The 16,808-nt window shown below is 70.7% G+C and carries 14 protein-coding genes; all 14 read left to right on the top strand.

Features of this window, described 5'->3' with window-relative positions; translation table 11 throughout:
• Positions 1-283 precede the first annotated feature (283 nt).
• Entirely contained in the window at positions 284-1,129 is an 846-nt protein-coding gene (gene proC / locus FSW06_RS07290; RefSeq protein WP_029449650.1) for a pyrroline-5-carboxylate reductase, read from the top strand.
• Between the two features lie 220 nt (positions 1,130-1,349).
• The gene (locus tag FSW06_RS07285; protein ID WP_010120926.1) at positions 1,350-1,568 is read left to right on the top strand and encodes a helix-turn-helix domain-containing protein; all 219 of its coding nucleotides are present in this window, start codon (positions 1,350-1,352) and stop codon (positions 1,566-1,568) included.
• A 192-nt stretch (positions 1,569-1,760) separates the two neighbouring features.
• The gene (locus FSW06_RS07280) at positions 1,761-1,862 is read left to right on the top strand and encodes a 30S ribosomal protein bS22 (RefSeq protein ID WP_003855542.1); all 102 of its coding nucleotides are present in this window, start codon (positions 1,761-1,763) and stop codon (positions 1,860-1,862) included.
• Positions 1,863-2,029: 167 nt separating this feature from the next.
• On the top strand, positions 2,030-2,293 hold the full coding sequence (locus FSW06_RS07275) for a glutaredoxin family protein (protein ID WP_010120890.1): 264 nt from the start codon (positions 2,030-2,032) through the stop codon (positions 2,291-2,293).
• Between the two features lie 156 nt (positions 2,294-2,449).
• Complete coding sequence (locus FSW06_RS07270) at positions 2,450-3,853, top strand: glutamyl-tRNA reductase (protein WP_010120889.1); 1,404 nt, start codon at positions 2,450-2,452, stop codon at positions 3,851-3,853.
• Positions 3,853-4,812 carry a hydroxymethylbilane synthase gene (gene hemC, locus FSW06_RS07265; protein WP_010120887.1) on the top strand — a complete coding sequence of 320 codons (960 nt, stop codon included), beginning with the start codon at positions 3,853-3,855 and terminating at the stop codon, positions 4,810-4,812. The genes FSW06_RS07270 and hemC overlap by 1 nt, the downstream gene beginning before the upstream one ends.
• Before the next feature lie 97 nt (positions 4,813-4,909).
• Complete coding sequence (locus FSW06_RS07260; RefSeq protein ID WP_010120885.1) at positions 4,910-6,742, top strand: uroporphyrinogen-III synthase; 1,833 nt, start codon at positions 4,910-4,912, stop codon at positions 6,740-6,742.
• Between the two features lie 662 nt (positions 6,743-7,404).
• Positions 7,405-8,190 carry an ATP-binding cassette domain-containing protein gene (locus FSW06_RS07255; protein ID WP_010120884.1) on the top strand — a complete coding sequence of 262 codons (786 nt, stop codon included), beginning with the start codon at positions 7,405-7,407 and terminating at the stop codon, positions 8,188-8,190.
• 4 nt (positions 8,191-8,194) lie between these two features.
• Positions 8,195-10,237 (top strand): YhgE/Pip domain-containing protein, encoded by a 2,043-nt coding sequence (locus FSW06_RS07250; protein WP_010120883.1) that lies wholly within the window; start codon positions 8,195-8,197, stop codon positions 10,235-10,237.
• A gap of 22 nt (positions 10,238-10,259) precedes the next feature.
• A complete protein-coding gene (hemB, locus tag FSW06_RS07245) occupies positions 10,260-11,282 on the top strand; it encodes a porphobilinogen synthase (RefSeq protein WP_010120882.1) in 1,023 nt (340 codons plus the stop codon).
• A gap of 39 nt (positions 11,283-11,321) precedes the next feature.
• Positions 11,322-12,008, top strand: coding sequence for a hypothetical protein (locus FSW06_RS07240; protein WP_139024498.1), 687 nt, complete (start codon positions 11,322-11,324; stop codon positions 12,006-12,008).
• A gap of 3 nt (positions 12,009-12,011) precedes the next feature.
• Entirely contained in the window at positions 12,012-12,500 is a 489-nt protein-coding gene (locus tag FSW06_RS07235; RefSeq protein ID WP_010120880.1) for a hypothetical protein, read from the top strand.
• Positions 12,497-15,340, top strand: coding sequence for a heavy metal translocating P-type ATPase (locus FSW06_RS07230; protein WP_010120878.1), 2,844 nt, complete (start codon positions 12,497-12,499; stop codon positions 15,338-15,340). Before FSW06_RS07235 ends, FSW06_RS07230 begins: the two co-directional genes overlap by 4 nt.
• Before the next feature lie 30 nt (positions 15,341-15,370).
• Positions 15,371-16,693: a glutamate-1-semialdehyde 2,1-aminomutase gene (hemL, locus tag FSW06_RS07225; protein WP_010120876.1), complete on the top strand. Its 1,323-nt coding sequence runs from the start codon at positions 15,371-15,373 to the stop codon at positions 16,691-16,693.
• Positions 16,694-16,808 lie beyond the last annotated feature (115 nt).

Here is a 16,808-nt window from a genome sequence, read left to right as displayed (position 1 = left end):
ACAAGACCCCGGGGAGACCCGGGGAGACCCGGGGAGACGCGGAGGGAGACCCGGGGACTGACGCTGACCCCGGTGCTCATGGAACGAACCGGCAGGTCGATTTTCCTGTCCCGGGACAGCGCCTCGGTTCGTGAACCCGGCATCCGTGGGCGTCGACCGGCACCTCGGTTCGTGAACCCGACACCGACGGCGGCGTCCGCAACCGCCCCGGAACGTCGGCCCGGGCCCCGTCCGGTGGGGGCGCCGGTGGCGGGGGAGGGGGATGCCTGGCACGCTGGACGCCATGACTCGAATCGCAATCATCGGTGGAGGAAACATCGGCGAGGCCCTGTTGTCGGGCCTTGTCGCGGACGAGACGGGGGCGGCGTCCGACATCACGGCGAAAGATGTCGTCGTCGTCGACCCGAGCTCGGAGCGGCTCAACGTCCTGCGGGAGCGTTACGGCATCACGACGACGGAGGACCCTGAGGAGGCCGCCGCAGAGGCCGACTACGTCGTCCTGTCGGTCAAGCCGCACATCATCCCGGTGGTCCTCGAACAGATCGCGGACACTGTCGACGCGAACGACACGGAGACGGTCGTCGTCTCCGTGGCGGCGGGTGTGGGCCTGAACACCCTGGAGGGTGCGCTGGCCGCGGGGGTGCCGGTGGTGCGTGTCATGCCGAACACCCCGATGCTCGTCGGGAAGGGCACCAGTGCCGTCGCCGGTGGCCGGTTCGCGGGCGAGGGACAGGTGGAGGCGGTCCGGGCGCTGATGGAGTCCGTCGGGACCGCCATCGTCGTGGCGGAGAAGGACATGGACGCAGTCACCGCGGTCTCCGGCTCCGGCCCGGCCTACATCTTCCTCGTCGCCGAGGCGATGACGGATGCGGGCGTGCAGCTGGGTCTGACCCGGGCGACCGCGGAGAAGCTCGCCATCGGCACCATCGAGGGTGCGGCGACGATGCTCGCGGCCGGGGAGAACTCGCCGTCGGAGCTCCGGGCGAATGTCACGAGCCCGGGTGGGACGACGGCGGCGGCGCTGCGCTCACTGGAGGAGAACGGTCTGCGGAAGGCGTTCTTCCGTGGCCTCGAGGCCTGTGCGGACCGGTCGAAGGAGCTCGGCCGGCCCGCCGGCAAGGACGACTGATACCCCCGTGCGGGGGTAGTTAGTTATCCCGTTGGTTACTTCTGGTTTCAACTGTGACCACGAGTAGAAACCCGTCACGTCGGATTGCACTGGTGTCATTTATGTCTCTCTGTCGCACCAGTCACAGGAATCCCGCTAGGATGGTCGCAGCGCTCTACGTGTGACAGTCCTGCAGGAGGGGAAGCCTGCAGCGCGTGGCCGCGTCGTAAAGGATGAGAATATGGCAAACGCAGGAAAGAACGACAACGGAACATTCCTCACGGTCGCAGAGGTTGCAGACCTCATGCGGGTGTCGAAGATGACCGTCTACCGGCTCGTCCACTCCGGTGAGCTGCCCGCTGTGCGCGTCGGAAGGTCTTTCCGCGTTCACGAGCAGGCGGTCTCCGAGTACCTGGGCGCCTCCGTCTACGATGCGGGCCGCAACGACCAGGTCGGCTGACCCGGTCTGTTCCTGACCCTCCCCGTCGGCTGTGCGCCGACAGGGAGGGTCATTTTTGGGTGACGGGTCCCGGACGATACAATGTTGACCATTCGTGTCGGTTCGGTCGAGGCCGTTACCGTCGTCACCGGGGTTTTCCGGTGCGCGGGAGCCGACCAGTCCGTAACCGAAGTCGAGTGACGAGGAGGACCCATGGGTTCCGTCATCAAGAAGCGCCGCAAGCGTATGTCGAAGAAGAAGCACCGCAAGATGCTGCGCCGTACCCGGGTTCAGCGGCGGAAGCTCGGAAAGTAGAGGGAAGGTCGTTCCGACCGGAACCCTCTGCGCCGGCAGAGACAGGCCCAGAGACAGGCACGGCACCACCGTACGGTGGGGTCGACCCTGTGTCTGGGCCTGTGGTGTGTCCGGGGCATCTTGGGGCACCTTGGGGCGGTGCCGGCCACAGCGGTAGGGTCACCGGCATGGACAGCACGCAGCCGACCGGCATCCACACGGTCACCCTCATGGTCCGCAGCACCTGCGGCTCCTGTGCCCGCGTCCGGGCCCAGATCGAACCGGTCTGCGCCGGACACGGGGCCCCGCTGGAGGTCGTCGACGTCGACTCGTCGGGACCGCTCGCGGTGGAGTTCGGGGACCGGGTCCCGGTGGTCCTCGTCGACGACGAGGAGATCGCGTGCTGGGAGATCGACGACGAGGAACTCGAGGCCGCACTCACGGCGTCCTGACCGGGGTCCTTATAACAGCCGCCTCCGCGCCTTTTGTCATCGGGGGGTCTCAACGGATACCGTAGGTAACCGGTACCGCTGACGGATGCGGGGGAGAGGCCCCGCCGGACGTCCGGCGGATTGACGAACATTGACAATGCAGGAGGCTGTGCGTCCATGGCAGTACTCGGTATGACGGGACCCGCGGCCGTCCTTCTGGTCGGACTGTCCTTCCGGTCGGCACCCGTGCGGGTGCTGGAGAAGACCGCGGTCGCGCCCGGGGAGCTCGCCGACCTGGAACGCGATCTGCTCGACGGGCAGTGCGTCACCGAGGCCCTGGTGCTCTCGACATGCAACCGGATGGAGTTCTACGTCGCGACCACGGCGTTCCACCCGGCCCTCGACCACGTCGTGGAGACCGTGGCCGCCCACTCCGGCATGGCCGCAGCCGAGCTGGAACCCTACCTCTACGTCCGGTACGCCGACGCCGCCGCGGAGCACATGCTCACCGTCGCCGCCGGGCTGGACTCGATGGTCATCGGCGAGCAGCAGGTCATCGGCCAGCTCCGCGCCGCCTACCAGTCCGCGTCGGACACCGGCACGGTCGGCACGACCCTCCACGACCTCACCCAGCGCGCACTGCGTACCGGCAAGCGGGTCCACTCCGAGACCGACGTCGACGGCGCCGGATCCTCGATGGTGAGTTTCTCCCTCGACCACGCGCTCGCCGAACTCGGCGTGACGACGATGGCGGGCCACCGGGCGCTGGTCATCGGCGCCGGCGCGATGGCCTCGCTCGCCTCGACCTACCTCGGCCGGGCCGGCGTCGACCACGTGACGGTGGCCAACCGCACGCTCAGCCGCGCCGAGAACCTCGCCGACCACGCCCGGCAGGCCGGCACCGCCGCCGATGCGGTGGACCTCGACTGCATGCCCGCGGTCCTCACCGACATCGACCTGGTGGTCTCCGCGACCGGCGCCGTCGGCACCGTCCTCGGTGCCGCCGAGGTCGCCGCGGCCGAGCAGGAGCGTCCGCACCGGATGGTGCTCGTCGACCTGTCGATGCCCCGGGACATCGAGGATGCCGTCGTGGACGCGTCGGACGCCGCCACCGGGGCCGATGTCCGCCTCCTCAACATCGAGGAGCTCAGCGCCCTGGCCGGTGACGGCGGCAGTGACGAGCACGCGGCCCACGACATCGTGGCGTCCGAACTTGCCGAGTACCTGGACCAGGTCCGGGTGCAGTCCGTGGTCCCCACGGTGAAGGCACTGCGGCAGCGGGCCTCCGAGGTCGTCGACGACGAGCTCGGCCAGCTGATCCGCCGGACCCCCGGGATGTCGGACGCCGACCGTGCCGAGGTGACCCGAACGGTCCGGCGCGTGGTCGACAAACTGCTGCACACCCCGACCGTGCAGGTGAAGAAGTTGAGCTCGGAGGGTGGCGCGGTGAACTACGCCGAGGCCCTCGCCGTGCTGTTCAACCTGCCCTCCGGCTCCTCGGCCGCGGTCTCCCGCTCGCTGGACGTCGGTGAGGCCGGCAAGGCCAGGATCGGCAACCTCATGAGCGGGGAGGCTTCCTGATGCGCACTCTTCTCGTCGGTACCCGCGCCAGCGTGCTGGCCCGGACCCAGGCCGGCACCGTCAGCGACGCCCTCACCGCCGGTGGTGACCCCGCCGAACTGCACTTCGTCCACACTCCCGGGGACGCCTCGCAGAAGGCGCAGACCCCCGTGAACCGGATCGGTGTGGGGGTGTTCACCGAGACCCTGCGCAACGCCCTCGCCGCCGGCGAGTGCGATGTCGCCGTGCACTCCTTCAAGGATCTGCCCACCGCCCCCGATCCCCGCTTCATCCAGGTCGTGCCGCTGCGCGCGGACGCCCGTGAGGTCCTCGTCAGCCTGGACAACATCCGGCTGCGGGACCTGCCGCAGGGCGCTCAGATCGGGACCGGTGCACCCCGCCGGGTCGCCCAGATCCGCGGACTGCGCCCGGACCTGGGGTGCGTCCCGATCCGCGGCAACATCGACACCCGGATGGGTCGCGTCGGTGACGGCTCGGGTGAAGGCGACCTCGCCGCCGTGGTCCTCGCCCGTGCCGGTCTCGAACGGGTCGGGGGACTCGCCCGCGCCGCCGAGACCGTCGACCCGGCGGACATCATGCCCGCACCCGCCCAGGGTGCCCTGTGCGTGGAGGTCCGTGCGGACGACGCCGAGGCCGTCGCCGCGGTCCGGGCACTCGACGACCACGTGTCCCACGCCCGGGCTGTCGCGGAACGGCAGATCCTCGCCACACTGCAGGCCGGGTGCACCGCCCCGGTCGGCGCGTGGTCCGAGGTGTCCAACGGCAGGATGCTGCTGCGCGGCGGCGTGTTCGCCCTGGACGGTTCCCGACGACTGGTCCGCGAGACCACCGGTGCCTTCGACGGCGCCGACCATGACCATGCGGCCGCGGCAGAACTCGGTGCCCGGATAGGCCGCGAACTGCTCGAGGAGGGTGCCGCCGAGATCATGGCCGCGGCCGCCCCGTCGGGCCCGCTCTGACCACCGCCCCACCTGTCGTCCGGCCGGAACCCCGTCCGACCGCCGCCAGACTCTCCGTCGCCCCCGCCCCGCCCACGAGAACCGAGAAAGCTTCTTGATGACCACTGCCGGAAACACCCTGCCCGGAACCGCCGGTCCGTCGACCGGTGACGGACGTGTTCTGTTCGTCGGCGCCGGACCAGGTAACCCGGAGTTGCTGACCGTCCGGGCCCGGGAGATCCTGGAGAACACGACCTACGCCTGGGTCGCCAGCGACGTCGCCGCCCCCGTGCGCGACCTGATCGCCGCCGAACTGCCCGTTCCCGAGTCGAAGCGGGAAGCCGCCGACCGGGCCTGGCAGGCCGAGGTCGCCGCCGCGAAGGAGGCCGGGTCGCGCCGCCGTCCGCCGCGTCCGACCGGGCTGAGCGCCGCCGAGATCGTCGTCACCGGCGATGTCGACCACGGTGGCGTCCCGCTGCCGCCGGCGGAACTCGCCCGCCAGCTCGTCGACCAGACCCGGGAATCCGGTCGCGTCGTCCGGCTCGTCGCCGGTAACCCGGTCGACGACCCGACCGTGCTCGAGGAACTGCGGGAGGTCCAGGCCCTCGGTGCCGAGTTCGAGGTCATCCCGGGGATGACCGGGGCCGGGGCGCTGCCCGCGTTCACCGGTATCCCCACCGGTGAGGGCTACACCGCCCTCGACCTGCGTGGCGTGGCTGCGGCCAGCGCGGCGTCCGCGGTCGCCGGAAGCGACAGTGCAACTGGGGCTGCCGGTGCCGACGGGGCCCAGACCTGTGCGGTGCCCGACTGGGACCGCGTCGCTGCGGCGCCCCAGCCGTTGATCATCACGACCACCCCGGCGGACCTGGCGACCATCGCCCGCGAGCTCAAGAGCCGTGGCGTGGCGGGGTCCACGCCGGCCACGGTGACGACGCACGCCACCACCCGGCTGCAGCGCTCCTACGATGTCACCCTCGACACGCTGAAGTCCGTCGTCGCGTCCTCCGGCCCGCTGGCCAAGGAGACCGAGATGCCGGCGGAGCTCGTCGTGACCGTCGGAGCGCAGGCCTCGCGGCGCAGCAAGTACTCCTGGTGGGAGAACCGGGCCCTGTACGGCTGGAACGTCCTCGTGCCCCGGGCGAAGTCGCAGGCGGGGCCGATGAGCGCCCGGCTGACCGCGCACGGCGCCATCCCCATCGAGGTGCCGACGATCTCCACCGAGCCGCCGCGGAACCCGGCGCAGATGGAGCGGGCGATCAAGGGTCTGGTCGACGGCCGGTATCAGTGGATCGTCTTCACCTCCGTCAACGCGGTGAAGGCGGTGTGGGAGAAGTTCGCCGACTTCGGTCTGGACGCCCGTGCGCTCGCCGGCGTCCGGGTCGCCGCGGTCGGTCAGAAGACCGCGCAGGCGGTCCGCGACCTGGGCATCACCCCGGAGCTGCTGCCGCGGGACAACGCCCGCAACGCCGCCGGTCTCGTCGAGGTGTTCCCGCCGTACGACGAGGACCTCGACCCGGTGGACCGGGTCCTGCTGCCGAGGGCCGACATCGCCACGGACACGCTCGTCGCCGGGCTCATCGACCTCGGCTGGTCGGTGGAGGATGTCGTCGCGTACCGGACGGTGCGCGCGGCGCCGCCGAGCCAGGAGATCCGCGACATGATCAAGTCCGGCGGTTTCGACGCGGTGTGCTTCACCTCCTCGTCGACGGTGAAGAACCTGGTGGGCATCGCCGGCAAGCCCCACACCCGCACGATCATCGCCTGCATCGGGCCGATGGCCGCGCAGACCGCCCGGGAGCACGGCCTGCGGGTCGACGTCATGCCGGAGGTCGCCGGTGTGCCGGAGCTGGTGGACGCACTGGCGGCACATGTGGCGAAGCTGCGGGCGAGTGGCGAGCTGCCGCCGCCGCGCAAGCGTCGTCGTCGGCGGCGCACGCAGCCGGAGAGCTGAGTCGGCCGGTTCGGGGGACAGTGACAGACCCTGACGGATCCTGACGGGCACCGGCAGGCGCTGACGACGGGCACTGACAGGCGCTAACAGGCACTGACAGGCACTGACAGACGCTGATCCGCGCCGTGGGGAGCAGGTCAGTGTCTGTCGGCTTCGGACTCCGGGTCCGGCGGTGGATCCTGGCCGGTGGCAGACCATCTGTCCGTCTGGCAGGCATAAACACCGTTCACCATGGGTATGGGGGCACTTTTGGCCTGCCGCCCGCACAGGTGGCCTGCCACGCGGACAGATGGCCTGCCGCCCGCACAGGTGGCCTGCCACGCGGACAGGTGGTCTGCCGCGCGGACAGGTGGTCTGCCGCGCGGACAGGTGGCCTGCTGGCCGTGGCGTCCTGTGGTGCTTGACGGCGGCTGACAACGCCCGAAAATGCTCGGCAGTCCGCGGCAGTCCGCGGCAGTCCCCGGCAGCCCCTGACAGTGCCCGCTGCGGCGTCCGGCGGTGCCTGACACCACCCCGATCGCATCGGCGAACGGGGTACGGCGGACAGGGCTGTCCCGTAGCATCCCCGGGGTAGCTGCGCCCCGGGCCGGTGCCGGAGAAGCGGGTTCAGCTATATTTATATGTCTGTTAACTGGATAACCGCCGCACCCCAGGGAGACCCCATGACCGGAGAACCACACGCCGCACCGTCCGTGACGGCCACCGAGCTGGAACTCACGGCGGAGGAGGGGAGCGTCTTCGGTCCCGTCAGCTTCACACTCGGGGCGACCGGTCTCACCGCCATCACCGGCCCCGGCGAGTCCGGACGCACCGCACTCTCCCTCGTCATCTCCGGCCGGATGAAGCCCAGCGGCGGCACCGTCGAGGTCCTCGGCATGACTGCACCCGCACAGATCCGCCGGCATGTCGCACTCGCCGGTGTGGACCAGCTCGACCAACTGCCCCGCTCGGTCCGGGTCCGCGACATCCTCACCGAGAACAAGGCCTGGTCCCGCCCCTGGTACCGGCTCACCTCCCGGGCGACCCGGGAGGAACTCGCCGCGGTGTGCGCCCCGGTCTTCGGCGACCGCGACCTGCCCCCGCTGGACGCCTGGGTCTCCGACCTCACCTCCCTGGACCGGCTGCTGCTGCGGATCAGCCTGTCGCTGCGTCCGTCCCACCCGGGCCGCTCCGCCGACGGGCGGGACATCCGCATGCTCGTCATGGATGACCTGGAGCAGGTGCGGGAACACCACGACCGCGCGGTGCTGGTCCATCTGCTCGCCCGGATGGCCGGGGACATGCCGGTCATCGTCAACACGGTGAACCCGCTGCCGCCGGACGCCCCGGCGCACACGGTCGTGCAGCTCGGCGAGGACCCCTCCCACCTGCAGCCCGTCCACAGCGGCTGGGATGATCCGCCGACCGCCGTCCTGCCCACCACCGAGTCCGAGAACAGGGAGAACTGAGCCGATGCCGAACCTCGCCGGACTGCACGTCGCCAACGAGATGCGCCGCTTCAAACGGTCCCGTCTCGCCCGCCTCGCCGTGATCGCCATGATCTTCATCCCGCTGCTGTACTCGGCGCTGTACCTGTGGGCCTTCTGGAACCCGCTCGACAAGACCGAGGACCTCCCCGTCGCACTGGTCAACAGTGACCGGGGAGCCGAACTGCAGGGCCAGAAGCTCAACGCCGGTGACGAGGTCGTCGACGGTCTGCGCGACAACGACCGCATCAACTGGACCGAGGTCAGCCACCAGGAGGCCGAGGAGGGCGTACGCGACGGCCGGTACTACTTCTCCCTGGAGCTGCCGGAGAACTTCTCTGAGGCGGTCTCCTCGGCGGCGGGGCAGAACGCCGAGAAGGCGCGGCTCATCGCGACCTACAACGACGCCAACAGCTACCTGTCGACCGTCATCGGGCAGAACGTCATGCGCGAGGTGCTCAACACCGTCGGCACGAAGATCAGCGGCCAGGCCGTGGACAAGGTCCTCATCGGCGTCCTCGACGCCGGCTCAGGCCTGGGTGAGGCCGCCGAAGGGTCCGGGACGCTCTCCGACGGCATCAACCAGCTCTCCGACAAGATCCCCACCCTCACCGGCGGGATCAACCAGCTCAAGGACGGCGCCGGCACGCTCGACAGCGGACTCGGCCAGCTCAAGGACGGCTCATCGACTCTCGCCGGCGGCACCCAGGAACTCCACGACCAGGTCGGTCAGCTCAACCAGCTCATCGACCAGTCGCCGCGGCTGGCCTCCGGCATCGACCAGCTGGGTGACGGTGCCACCCAACTGCGCGACGGGATCGGCCAGCTGACCGGCCAACTGGGTGCGGTGACCGACATGCAGGGCTCCGGGGCGTCCTCGTTGCGGGGCGTCGCCGACGACCTGCGGGCGTTGAACCTCCCGGCGGCGACGGACGCCGCCAACCGGATCGACGCCACCGCCGGTCGCCTGGAGACCGAGGGTCTCGGCCCGCAGTCCCAGAACGCGCAGGACATGGGCCGGCTCAACGACGGCGCCGCCCAGCTCGCCCACCAGCTCGCCGACCCGGACGCCGAATTCCGCGGCGGCATCGACCAGCTGACCGGATCCACCGGGCAGCTCACCCGGCTGATCGACGGCGTCTCCCAGCTCAACGACGGCGCCCATCAACTGGACGCCAACCTCGCCACCGCGAAGGACGGCGCCCACCGGCTCAACGACGGTCTCGGCCAGGCCGCCGGCCAGCTGCCGCAGCTCACCGACGGGGTGGGGCAGCTCAAGAACGGGGCGAATGAACTCCACCAGCGCCTCACCGACGGGGCGAAGCAGGTCCCGACCTGGAACGACGGCCAGCGGGTCCAGGCGGCCAGCACCATCGGCGGTCCGGTCTCCCTCGACCAGGGTGACGACGCCCAGGGCAGTTCCTTCGGCAAGGGCCTGGCCCCCTTCTTCTTCTCGCTCGCCCTGTTCATCGGCGGCATCGTCGTCTTCCAGATCCTCAAGCCGCTGCAGCAGCGGGCTGTCGCCGCCGGTGTCGGCACGGTCCGGGCGGCGATCGACGGTTTCGTGCCGCCGGCACTGATGGCCGCCGGACAGGCGGTCGTCATGGTCGCGGTCAGCGTGCTCGCCGTGGGCCTGGACGTGGCGAACCTGCCGGGCTACACCGCCGTGGCGATCCTCGTCGCCCTGGCGTTCATGGCGGTGAACCAGGCGCTCAACGCCCTGCTCGGCCCGGGGCCGGGCCGGGTGACCTCGCTGGCACTGCTGATGGTCACCGCGGTCTCCTCCGGCGGTATCTACCCGGTGGAGACCCAGAATCCGCTCATTCAGGCGATCCACCCGTTCAACCCGATGACCTACGCGGTCAACGCGCTGCGGCAGACGCTCTACGGCTTCCACGACGCCCGACTGTGGACCGGCATCGCCGTGCTCGTCGCAACGGTCGTCGTTTCCCTGGCGGTCACCGCGTTCTCCGCGCGGACGCAGCGGACGTGGTCGATGAAGCGGCTGCACCCGGTGCTGCCGGTGTAGCTGCGCGTGTAGCGTCGGAGGTATGACCAACCCCGGCACACACCCCGACATCGCAACCCCGTTCCGCCGTCCGCGGCGGCTGCGTACCTCAGCCACCATGCGCGATTTCGTGGCGGAGACCCACCTGGACCCCGCCCAGTTCGTGCTGCCCGTCTTCATCGCCGACGGCATCGACGCGCCCCGCGACATCAGCGCGATGCCCGGTGTGCAGCAGCACACCGAGGATTCCCTGCTGCGTCTCGCCGAGGACGCCGTGAAGGCCGGCGTCGGCAGCATCGACGTGTTCGGCGTCCCGACCCCGGAGGACAAGGACGCCACCGGGTCGCAGGCCTGGGCCGCCGACGGCATCCTCAACAAGGGGGTCGCCGCGCTGCGCCGCGAGTTCGGCGACGACCTGCTCGTCATGGCGGACACCTGCCTGGACGAGTTCACCGACCACGGCCACTGCGGTGTGCTGACCACCGACCGGTTCGGAAAGACCGTCGTCGACAATGACGCGACGCTGCCGCTGTACGCGCAGATGGCGGTCAGCCAGGCGGAGGCGGGCGCCCACATCGTCAGCCCGTCCGGGATGATGGACGGCCAGATCCGGGTCATCCGCGAGGCGCTGGACGCCGCCGGCTTCCAGGACGTCAGCATCCTCGCGTACTCCGCGAAGTACGCCGGTGCCTTCTACGGCCCGTTCCGTGAGGCCGTCGGATCGTCGCTGCAGGGCGACCGCAAGACCTACCAGCAGGACCCGCGCAACGCCCGGGAGTCCCTGCTGGAGGTCGAGCTCGACATCGAGGAGGGGGCGGACATGGTGATGGTCAAGCCGGCCATGCCGCACCTCGACATCCTCCGTGAGGTCGCCGACATGTCGAGTGTGCCCGTCGCCGCCTACCAGGTCTCCGGCGAGTACTCGATGATCAGCGCCGCCGCGCAGAACGGCTGGATCGACCGGGAGAAGGCGATCATGGACTCGCTGTACGGTATCCGCCGTGCCGGTGCGGACATCATCCTCACCTACTGGGCCGTCGAGGCGGCCGGGCTGCTCGCCCGGTAGCCCCGCCGGCGACGGTGGTTGGCTAGAGTTGCAGGCGATATGACTCAGCAGAATATGCCGCAGCCGCCCCGGATGGGACGCCAGAACGGACTCGCGCCGTCGGTCAAGGGCGCCCCGGAGAACGTCCGCCTCGGCGTCCGGGCCTGGTACACGGTCGCCGTCCTGCAGGCCCTCACCGCCGTGCTCCAGATGATCCTGAACTTCCACGACCGCAGTGCCGTGGTCCAGCAGGTCAAGAAGCAGACCGAGGGGGTCGACCTGCCGTCCGGCATCACGCAGGACATGCTCGTCACCGGCACCATCATCACCGGTCTGCTCGTGACACTCATCGCCGTCGGGTTGTGCGTGTGGCTGACCAACCGGGTCGGCCGGGGTGCGGTGCGCTCCCGCATGTTCCTGTGCATCGGGTCGGTCTACCTGGCGCTGATGGCGCTGCTGCAGACCTTCTCCTCGGGGCCGGACACTGACGGCACGCTGCTGGTGCTGCTCATCGGGATCGGGACGATCCTGTCCGGGGTGGTCGCCGTCGTCGGCATGTGGCTGGTGCTGCGTCCGGACAACGCCGAGTGGTTCGGGATGCCCTCCCGCAAGCAGATGGAGGAGTACGCCGACCAGCTCGCCAAGCGCAGTGCGGAACTGGACCGGGAGAAGAAGGCGAAGAAGCAGCAGAAGGAACAGAGGAAGAGGGACAACCAGAACCCGACGTCCGGCGGGAAGGGGCGCTGAGCGATGCCCTCGATGTTCCCCACCCCGACCGGTCCGGGGAGCGACCGGAACCGGGCGGCGGCGCCGTGGCGTCCCGGGGACCGTCGGCCGGGGGTGGTGACCGCCGCCGGGATACTGCTCGCACTGTGTGCCGTACTCCTCGCCGTCTCTGGCGTGGTGATGGTCCTGGCGACCCCGCCGGAGACCTCGGACGCCGACCTGGCCGACCGGTGGGACACCATCGCCACGGCCCTGACCTGGCTGGGTGCGGTGGAGATCGTCATCGCGCTCGCCCTCGCCGTCGTCGTCCCCGGGGTGGTCCGCGGTGATGCCCGCCGCCGCACCTGGGCCGGCGGTATCGCCGGGGCGGGGATCCTCGTCACCCTTGTGTGCTGGGTCTTCGTCAACGGCGGCCTCGGCCAGGCGGTCCTCGCCCTGGTCCTCGCGATCGCCTGCCTGGCGATGTACCGGCCGGCGGTGCGTACCTACTACCACCGGGAGCAGGGACAGTGACCACGCCGCAACCGGACGCCGACCGGGACAGGACGCCCCGCGGGCCCGACACTGAAGGGGCCGCCGACGGTGCCGACACGGTGCCGGAGGAGCGTGCCGCCCGCGCCATCGCGGAGGCGAAGGCGGCGGCGCGGTCCGCCGGGCTGCTGATCTCCGAGGATGACGCGGCCGGCGACAGCACACTGGGCACCGACGGCACCCCGGACACCGACGACACCGACGGCACAGCCGGCCGCGGCACCCTCACCTCCTTCACCTTCCACCTCTCCGGCCTGACCTCGGCGGTCCGCGCCCGCCAGGTCGAGGACGCCCTCAACGAGGTCCCCGGCGTGCAGGCCCGGGTCATCTTCTCCACCGCCATGGCCTGGGTGACCGCCCCGGACACCCTCTCGCCCGACGTCCTGCGCGCCCTCATGGCCGAACTCGGGGTCGATTCCTGGCTCACCACGGCGTCCCTGCGCCGCCGGTCCGAACGTCTCGGCAGCGATGAACGGTCGCGCCGGCTGCGCCGCAGCCGCGCGGCCGTCCGCCAGCGCCAGCGGTCCCACCGGCAGGCCCGCGAGCAGCAGCGTGAGCAGACCCGGGCACGCCTCAGCGCGGTCGGACGCCGCGGTGCGGGGTCCGCGGCCGCGGGCGGCAACGCCGGGACCGAGGTGCTCTACACCGCCCGTGACCTGATCACCAACAGCCGGCTGCTCATCGCCGTCGTGCTCGGACTGCCCGTCGTCCTGCTGCAGAACGTGGAGGCCTGGCAGTTCGACTACTGGCAGTGGGTCAGCCTCGGACTGTCCCTGCCGGTGGTGGTGTGGAGTGCGTGGCCGTTCCACCGCGCCCTGCTGTCCGGACTGCGGCGGGGGATGAGTGCGCTGGACACGGCGTCCTCCCTCGCGGTGGTCGCCGCCTTCCTGTATTCGCTGGGGGTCATGCTGTTCGGCGGGACCGTCGGCGATCCGCAGTGGCGGTCCGGGCCGGCGTGGACCGCCTTCGCCTACGACGAACACAGTGCGATCTTCCTCGACGTGGCCTGCGGGGTGACGATCCTGCTGCTGCTCGGCCGGCTGGCGTCCCGCCGGACCCGCATCCGCTCGGCCCTGCTGCTCGACGCCCTGTCGACCGACGGGGCCGCCCCGGTCACCGTCGTGCGCAACGACCGGCGGGGCAAACCGCTGAAATTCCAGATCAGCACTGCGGAGATCCGGGTCGGCGACGACATCCTCGTCCCCAACGGTGCGACCGTGCCCGTCGACGGCGAGGTCGTCGGCGGCAAGGCCCAGGTCGACATGGGGCCGTTCGGACGCGGCGCCGGGAGCGGGGACGCCGCCCTGGTCGGGGTGACGGTCAACTCGCGGATCTACGCCGGCGCCCGCAACCTGGGCGGCCCGTTGAAGATCCGGGCGCAGCGCACCGGGTCCCGCACCCGGCTCGCCGCCATGGAGCGGTGGATCCGGGCCGCCGAACGCGACGAGAACCGGCTGGACCAGGTCGCCACCCGCTCGGCCTCACTGCTGGTGCCGTGGGCACTCGTCCTCGCCGTCATCGCCTTCTGCACCTGGGTGCTCATCGCCGGCAGTCCCGAAGTGGGCATGGCCGTGGGCCTGGCGGTCCTCGTCGCCGTCGCCCCGGTGACCCTGGCGGTCTCCACGACCCTCGCGCTGCGTGTCGGCCTGGCCCGCGCGGCCGCCGGCGGCACCCTGCTGCGCAACGCCAACACCATCCACCAGCTCGCCGCGGTCGACACGATCATCTTCAACCGGGCGGGCACGCTCACCACCGGCCAGATGCAGGTCGTCGGGGTCACCGCGGCGAAGGGGGAGAACCCCGAGATGGTGCTGCGCGTCGCCGGGGCACTGGCCCTGGAGAGCCGCCACGCCGTCTCCCGCGCCATCGTCCGTGCCGACCGGGAGGCCCGCGACACCGGCTCCGGCGGTTCCTCGGTCCCGCACTGGCTCGAGACCGGGCCCGTCGAGGTGGACGCCGCCGGGACATTCCGCGCCAACATCGAACTGCCCACCGTGGAGAAGGAGGACTCCGCGGCCCCGGAGGGCCGGGGGCGGACCGTCCGCCACGTCCAGGCCACGCTGTGGCGTCCCCGGGACCTCTCCGAGCTCAGCGATCCGGCGCTGGCCAATGCCGCGGTCGGGGGCGGCGTCCCGCTCGTCGTGAGCTGGAAGGGCCGGGCCCGTGGCGTGATCAACGTCGCCGACACGGTCAAGCCGGACGCCGAGAAGGCGGTCAGTGAGCTCGAGGACATGGACATCGAGACCACGATGCTCGCCCGGGACACCTACCCGGTCGCCCGGCGGATGGCGAACTCCCTCGGCATCTCGACCGTGCTCGCCGGCATCGCCCCGGGGCGCAAGGCCGCGACGGTGCGCAGCGTCCACGCCCGCGGCGCGACCGTCGCCATGGTCGGGGACAAGGACATCCTCGACTGCCTGCGGGTCGCCGACGTCGGCATCCTCATGGGTTCCGCCGACCGCATCGACAACGCCGAGAGCGACGTCGTGCTCATCCGGGAGGACATCTCCGTCATCCCGCAGGCCGTCAATCTCGTCCGCCACGTCCGCGCCACCGTGGACTGGAACCTGTGGCTGGCCTGGGGTTACAACATCCTCGCCCTGGTACTCAGTGTGATCGGAGTGCTGAACCCGTTGGTGGCGACCGTCCCGATGCTGGCCTCCTCACTGCTGATCGAGTGGCGGTCCGCGCGGATCGGCACCCGTGACTACACGGCAGCGACCGACGGCAGTTCCGCCCGGAACAGGGGCGGCCTGCGGAGCCGGTGGGTGAAGCTGCGGTCCTGGGCCGGGGAGAACCTCCTGCCCTGGCAGTCCGACTAGCGGACGCCGAATGGCTATGCTGGACAGGTGATGAGTGAACAGCGCGAAGAGCACACCGAGAAGAACCTGACCAGCAGTGCGGCGGCGATGGCGGAGGCCCGCCGGGTGATCCCCGGCGGGGTGAACTCCCCGGTCCGTGCCTTCGGCTCCGTCGGCGGCACCGCCCCGTTCATCGCTTCGGCGAAGGGGTCCAGGCTCACCGACATCGACGGCAACGACTACGTCGACCTGGTCTGCTCCTGGGGTCCGATGATCCACGGGCACTCCCACCCGGCCGTCGTCGAGGCGGTGCAGCAGGCGGTCGCCAAGGGCGTGTCCTACGGGGCGCCGACGCTCGGCGAGATCGCGCTGGCCGAGGAGATCATCGGACGCACCAGCGTCGAGGAGATCCGGATGGTCAACTCCGGGACCGAGGCGACGATGTCGGCGGTCCGGCTGGCGCGCGGTTTCACCGGCCGCGACAAGATCCTCAAGTTCATCGGCTGCTACCACGGCCACGTGGATTCGCTGCTCGTCGCCGCCGGCTCCGGTGTCGCGACGCTGGGTCTGCCGGACTCACCCGGCATCACCGCCGCCGCCGCGGCCGAGACCATCACCGTGCCCTACAACGACCTGGACGCCGTCCGGGAGGCCTTCGCCGCCCACCCCGGCGAGATCGCCGCGGTCATCGCGGAGGCTTCTGCCGGCAACATGGGCTCGGTCCACCCGGACGAGGGCTTCAACGCCGCGCTCAAGGAGATCGCCCACGCCGACGGTGCCCTGCTGATCCTCGACGAGGTCATGACCGGTTTCCGCACCTCCCGCAAGGGCTGGTTCGGGGTCGACGGGGTGGCCGGCGACCTCACCACCTTCGGCAAGGTCGTCTCCGGCGGTATGCCGGCGGCGGCCTTCGGCGGACGGGCGGACATCATGGAGATGCTGGCCCCGGTCGGGCCGGTCTACCAGGCGGGCACCCTGTCCGGGAACCCGGTGGCGATGGCCTCGGGACTGACGTCACTGCAGCTGGCGGACGAGTCCGTCTACGCCACGCTGAACGCCAACGCCGACCGGCTGGACTCGCTGATCTCCGCGGCGCTGTCGGCCGAGGGCGTGGCGCACCACATCCAGCGGGCCGAGTCGATGCTGTCGATCCGGTTCGCCGAGGGGCAGGGCCGCAACTTCGACGACATGCAGGCGGCGGACACCTTCCGGTACGCACCGTTCTTCCACGCGCTGCTGGACGCCGGGGTCTACGGTCCGCCGAGTGTCTTCGAGACCTGGTTCGTCTCGACGGCGCTCACCGACGACGACTTCGCCCGGATCGAGGCGGCCCTGGTGCCGGCGGCCAAGGCTGCCGCGGCGGCGACGGCCTGACCGACACGGGCCGGTGATATCTGCGGCAGAGGACACGTCAGGACAGCAGGATAAGTAGGGTAGGGTGACCTACTATGACGCTTCTCTGCCGACACTCACCGTCACGCCGTGCTTC

The organism is Corynebacterium nuruki S6-4, from assembly GCF_007970465.1.
Lineage (GTDB): Bacteria > Actinomycetota > Actinomycetes > Mycobacteriales > Mycobacteriaceae > Corynebacterium > Corynebacterium nuruki.
The sequence above is the reverse complement of the archived record's forward strand: the minus strand, read 5'-3'. Positions and strand labels throughout refer to the sequence as shown.